Here is a 5,745-nt window from a genome sequence, read left to right on the forward strand (position 1 = left end):
AAGTGCCGCATTATTATTTTTTATATATTCAAAAAGTGTATTCATAACTATATTTGCAGTTTTTTTATCTAAATTTCCCGTTGGTTCATCTGCAAATATTATATTTGGTTTTTTCATTAAAATTCTAGCAATAGATAATCTTTGTTGCTGTCCACCACTAAGCTCTCCAACACCTTGATTTAAAACATGAGCTATATCTAACTGCTCTAAAAGTCTATTGTCAATCTTCTCTTTGCTTAATAGTGTTGCTATTTGAAGATTCTCAATTGCACTAAATCCTCTAAATAAATAGTGTGCTTGAAAAACTATTCCAAAATCTTCTCTTCTTATTTTTAAAAGCTTATCTTGCTTTAAAGAGTATATATCTTTATTTTTAAAAACAACAGTTCCAGATGTTGGTTTTAAAAGTGAAGATAATATATTTAAAAGAGTTGATTTTCCACTACCACTACTTCCAATAATTGCTATTGACTCTTTCTCTTTTATATCTAAATTTATATTTTTAAAAAGTGGATAATCAAAATTGTGTTCAATATTTGAAGCTTTTAGAAGTAAAGAGGAGTTGAGTGTTTTATTAGATTTTTTTTCACTCACAACTCTCTCCTTTATTTTAAATAGTTAAAAACTACTTACTATTTTCCCATTTGTTTTGCAACTTCAGCTGCGAAATCTTCTTCTTTTTTCTCGATTCCTTCACCAAGTTCAAATCTAACATAAGATGTAATTTTAATTGATGGATCAACTTCAGCAATTGCTTGCTCAACAGTTTGTTTATCATTCATTACATAAGCTTGAGATAAAAGTGCAAATCTTCCATCTAATTGAGTGTTATCAGTAATATATCTCTCAATTTGTCCAGGAATAATATTTGCCCAAATTTTTTCAGGTTTTCCAGCAGCTCTTAACTCATCTTCAAATCTTGCTTTTGCTAGTGCAATAGCTTCTTCAGTTAATTGAGATCTAGAAACAAACTCTGGAATCTTTTTAAGAGGTTTTTTCAATCTTACTAACTCTTCATTTTCAGCTTCAATCTCAGCTCTAATTGCTCTGTTTTCAGATTCAACAAAAGCTTTGTCTAAATCTTTATATGAAATAACAGTTGGTTTCATAGCAGATGCATGCATTGCAATGTTTCTTAAAAGTGCAGTTGCTTTATCTTTAACACCAGCATCACAAGAAGCAGCTAAAACAACTCCTGTTCTTCCAGTTACATGAACATAACCATTTACAACTTGACCTTCAACACACTCTAATTTTCTAGCAACTAAGTTTTCACCAATTGTTGCAATTTTTTCAGCTAAAAATGTTGAAAACTCTTGCCCATTTATTGTTGAGCTATTTAAAGTTTGTGCATCTTTAATTCCGTTATTTAAAGCATGAGATGTAATCTCTTTTGTAAGATTTACAAAGTTTTCATTTTTTGCAACGAAATCTGTTTGTGCATTAAGCTCTAAAATTACAGCTTTTGTATTGTCACTATTAATTTCAATAGCAACTAAACCTTCAGCAGCAACATTTCCAGCTTTCTTAGCAGCTTTTCCAAGACCAGCCTCTCTTAAAGCTTGAACAGCTTTATCTAAATCTCCACCAGTCTCATTTAAAGCATTTTTACAATCCATCATACCAGCACCAGTTAACTCTCTTAACTCTTTAATTAATTGTGGTGTAACTGCTGCCATTATGCTTCCTCACCTTCTGCAATCTCATTTTCACCCTCTGCTAATGCTTCAGCTAATACCTCATCTTGCTCTTCTTTTGAAATTGGTTCAATAACATCTGCACCATTTTCAGCTAAAGCAGCTTTTCCTTCATTCATAGCTGCAGCCATTTCGTTGCAGAATAAGTGAATTGATCTGATTGCATCATCATTTCCAGGAATTGGTAAATCAACAACATCTGGATCACAGTTTGTATCTAAAGGAGCTACAACAGTAATTCCTAATCTTCTAGCTTCAGCAATTGCAATTTTCTCTTTAACAGCATCAAGAACAAACATCATATCTGGAAGTTTGTGCATCTCTTTGATACCACCAAGGTATAACTCTAATTTTTCTTCTTTTCTTGAAAGCATTAAAGCTTCTTTTTTAGTTAGAAGGTCTAATTGCCCCTCTTCTCTCATTTTTTTAATAATTTCTAATTTTCTAATTGATTTTTTAATTGTTCCAAAGTTTGTAAGCATTCCACCTAACCATCTGTGGTTTACATATGGCATTCCACAAGACTCAGCAGCTTTTTTAATAGTTTCACTAGCTTGTTTTTTAGTACCAACGAAAATCATCGTTTGACCTTCAGCTGCTCTATCTCTAACAACATTATATGTATATCTAAAGTATCTTAGAGTTTTTTGTAAATCTATAATATAGATATTTTTTCTAACACCAAAAATAAATTTTTTCATTTTTGGATTCCATCTTCTTGTTTGGTGTCCGAAGTGTACACCACACTCTAATAGGTCTTTCATTGTAACCATGTTAATTCTCCTTGAATTATGTCTGTTTTTATTTTTTTCTAGGGTTTAGCCTCTGTATCCCTTAATGCTAGTTTTTAAGCTAACACAACCCGAGCAAGGATTGATACATGTGAGGTACTAAATTAAAAATCAAATTGATTTAAAAAATAGAACTGCGATTATATCTAAAGAAAATTAAGATTTGTTTAATTTTTTGTTTTTATTTTGTTTAAGATTTTTAGAATTTCTGTTTTATCACTAAACTCAAATTTTTTATCACCAACTATTTGAGTAGCTTCATCACCTTTTCCAAGAACCAAAACTACACTTTTATCATCTGTTAAAGATATAGCTTTTTTTAAAGCTTCTGCTCTATTCTCTTCTACAATAACATTTGATTTATCATCAATGCCTGCTAATATATCTTCTATTATTTTTTTTGGATCTTCAAATCTTGGATTATCACTTGTTACAACTATATGTTTTGAATATTTTTTTGCAACTTTGCCCATTAAAGGTCTTTTAGCACTGTCTCTATTTCCACCAGCTCCAAAAACACAAATTATATCTTTATTTGGAAAACTTTTTAAAACCTCATCCATACCATCTGGAGTGTGAGCAAAATCTACAATTATAAATGGTTTTTGAGATACTATCTCCATTCTTCCACTAACACTTTGGAAATTCTCAACTGCCTTGCAAATATCATCTAAAGCTCTTTTTGTAGTTATAAAAACAGCAGCTATTGAAGCCATTAGATTATAGATATTAAAAATACCCATCATTTTTGTATTAAAACTATATTTTTTATCTTCATTTGTAAATTCAACACTCATTATATTTTCAATAGTTTTATTTATAACTTGAAAATTTGCTCTATTTTTTAAAGAGTAAGTAAAAGCATTTTTTGAGTTATATTTTAAAACTTCATCATCAATATTTACTAATTTTGTACTCTCATCACTTAAGAATGAGTTTTTTACATCTATATACTCTTCTATAGTTTTATGATAATCTAAATGATCTCTTGTGATATTTGTATGGATTTTTAAAGCAAAATCTAAACCTTCGATTCTATTTTGAGATATTGCGTGAGAGCTTACTTCCATTACAAAAAATTGACATGAATTTTCTATAGCTTTTTGAATATTTACAAAATTTCCAATTTGAACTGGAGTTGTAAGTGAATAATCTTCAACTTGATTTTCATTTATAAAAAATCCTCTAGTTCCTTGAAGAGCTACTTTATAACCCAAATTTAAAAGAATTTTATAAATTGTTGTAGCTGTTGTTGTTTTTCCATTTGTCCCTGTAATTCCAACTATTTTAATAGAACTCATATCTAAATAGTCTTTCAAATTTTTTGATTCTATTATCTTAAAACCACCATTTATAGCAATATCTTTAAATTTTTCGTTATTTTTTGATAATACAAAGATTGAATCTTTTTCTAGTTCATTTGTATTATCTGTAAAGATTTTATTCTTTATGATTAGCTTCATTACTCTTCTCTTCCAATCTTTTATAAAGTTTTACTATCTCTTTATCATGAATAAAATATTCATTAAAACCCTCAAGATAGTTATATGCCATATTGCTAAAACCATTATCTATAAGTTTTGTAACAAAATCATAAAAATCATCTTTTGATTCAATTGCTACTTTTGTAGAGAACATAATATCTTCAAAAGCAACTTTAAATGATCCTCTTTGTTCAATTAACTTTTTAAAATCACTATAATTTATAGCATCAAGCTGATTTACAGTTGTCACATTTAGCTCTTTTAAAAGCATCATCATCTTATCAATGTCTCCATCATAAGCCTTTATAACACCTTTTACATAATCTATTGCTTCTTGCAAATCATCATCTTTTAATATTGTAAAATAGTCAAACAAAGCTATTGCTTTTGAAGCATCTTCTAAAGCAATATCACAAAAAAGTGCATATATTTTGTACTCATCTTTTTGTGGAAAATTATCTACCAATAAAGAGTACAAAAAAAGTGCTTTTTCAAATCTTCTTTGAGCAAAAAGCGAATGTGCATCATTTAATACTCTATTTTCGTTTATCATGTAGTTATTAATCCTCTAAATAGTTTTCTTTTCCTATTGGAACATTAATTATTTTTAAATCTGGATGTATTGCACTTTTAAGCTCTTTTTCTACTACATATTTTAGTGTACTTCCACTTGCACTACATCCAACACAAGCACCTTGTAACTGAATATAAACTTTTGCATTTTTTATATCTAATAACTCAATTGCTCCACCATCTCGTGCAAGCATAGGAGATATTTTTTTACTTATTATATTTTTTACAGGATCTTGTAAATCCTCATCACTAAATGGAAACATTTTTATTTACCTTTTTTTTCATACTTTTTTACAAAAAATATTCCAATAGCAGTTATTGCTAATATAACTGCTATAGTTTGGAATATAAATGTAAGAGTAACTTCATTTTCAAACATTATTTAATCACTTCTTCACATCTAGAACATAGTGTTTCTTCTTTTGTTGAAGTATATTTCCAACATCTAGGACATTTATGTTTGCTTGCCTTATAAACTTTAAACTCACTATCTTCAACTTTAAAACTTCCTAGTAATTCTTTGCTTGAAGTTTCATTTGATAAGCAACTAACCAAAAACCAGTCACTTGATTCTACCTCATCTAAAGCTAAAAACTCTTTATTATCTGTAACTATCTCTAACTCTAAAGTAGATTTTATAATTTTTTCTTTACTTAAAGCATCTTTTATTTCAGAGAACTTCTCTTTTGCTTCTACAAACAACTCATCTTTTATTTCAGATTTTACATCTGGAAGGTTATATTTTTCAAAATCAAAAATATCTTTTGCATCACCTTTTATGATTTTTGGTGCAAACTCAAGTAACTCATCCATTGTATAAGTTAAAATAGAAGCTAGTGTTGAAATAAGTTTTTTTGTAATCATAGCCATAGCTGTTTGAGATGCAGTTCTATGAATATCATTTTTATCATCACAATATAATCTATCTTTACAAACATCTAAATAAATTCCTGATAAATCAACAACTAAAAAGTTATTTAGTTTATTTAAACCTTTTGAAAACTCATAGATTTTAAAACTAGACTCTATCTCATCAAAAACTCTTTTTGCTTTCTCTAAAATCCACTTATCTAAAACACCCAATTTTTCAACTTCAACTAATTTTTCAAGTCCATCAATATTTGCAAGTAAAAATCTTGCTGTATTTCTTATTTTTCTATAAAGTTCACCATTTTGTTTTAAAATATTATCAGAGATTTT

Annotated in this window: 7 protein-coding genes; all 7 read right to left on the minus strand. The window is 28.4% G+C overall.

What is annotated here, in order from left to right; translation table 11 throughout:
- The coding region (locus WC168_RS09110) for an ABC transporter ATP-binding protein (RefSeq protein ID WP_372618810.1) at window positions 1–594 on the minus strand (594 nt) is incomplete at its 3' end.
- 38 nt (window positions 595–632) lie between these two features.
- Entirely contained in the window at window positions 633–1,679 is a 1,047-nt protein-coding gene (gene tsf, locus WC168_RS09115) for a translation elongation factor Ts (RefSeq protein ID WP_125296882.1), read from the minus strand.
- Complete coding sequence (gene rpsB / locus WC168_RS09120) at window positions 1,679–2,470, minus strand: 30S ribosomal protein S2 (RefSeq protein ID WP_066350057.1); 792 nt, start codon at window positions 2,468–2,470, stop codon at window positions 1,679–1,681. The genes tsf and rpsB overlap by 1 nt, the downstream gene beginning before the upstream one ends.
- A gap of 185 nt (window positions 2,471–2,655) precedes the next feature.
- Window positions 2,656–3,951: a UDP-N-acetylmuramoyl-L-alanyl-D-glutamate--2,6-diaminopimelate ligase gene (locus WC168_RS09125; RefSeq protein WP_372618812.1), complete on the minus strand. Its 1,296-nt coding sequence runs from the start codon at window positions 3,949–3,951 to the stop codon at window positions 2,656–2,658.
- Entirely contained in the window at window positions 3,929–4,525 is a 597-nt protein-coding gene (locus WC168_RS09130; RefSeq protein WP_066159090.1) for a hypothetical protein, read from the minus strand. Before WC168_RS09130 ends, WC168_RS09125 begins: the two co-directional genes overlap by 23 nt.
- Before the next feature lie 7 nt (window positions 4,526–4,532).
- Window positions 4,533–4,808, minus strand: coding sequence for a NifU family protein (locus tag WC168_RS09135; RefSeq protein ID WP_372618814.1), 276 nt, complete (start codon window positions 4,806–4,808; stop codon window positions 4,533–4,535).
- A gap of 115 nt (window positions 4,809–4,923) precedes the next feature.
- Window positions 4,924–5,745, minus strand: an 822-nt coding sequence (locus WC168_RS09140) for a class I tRNA ligase family protein (RefSeq protein ID WP_372618816.1), incomplete at its 5' end; no start/stop codon positions are given.

Origin of the sequence: Aliarcobacter sp. (assembly GCF_041672065.1) — a bacterium.
In the GTDB taxonomy this organism is placed as follows: Bacteria; Campylobacterota; Campylobacteria; order Campylobacterales; family Arcobacteraceae; genus Aliarcobacter; species Aliarcobacter skirrowii.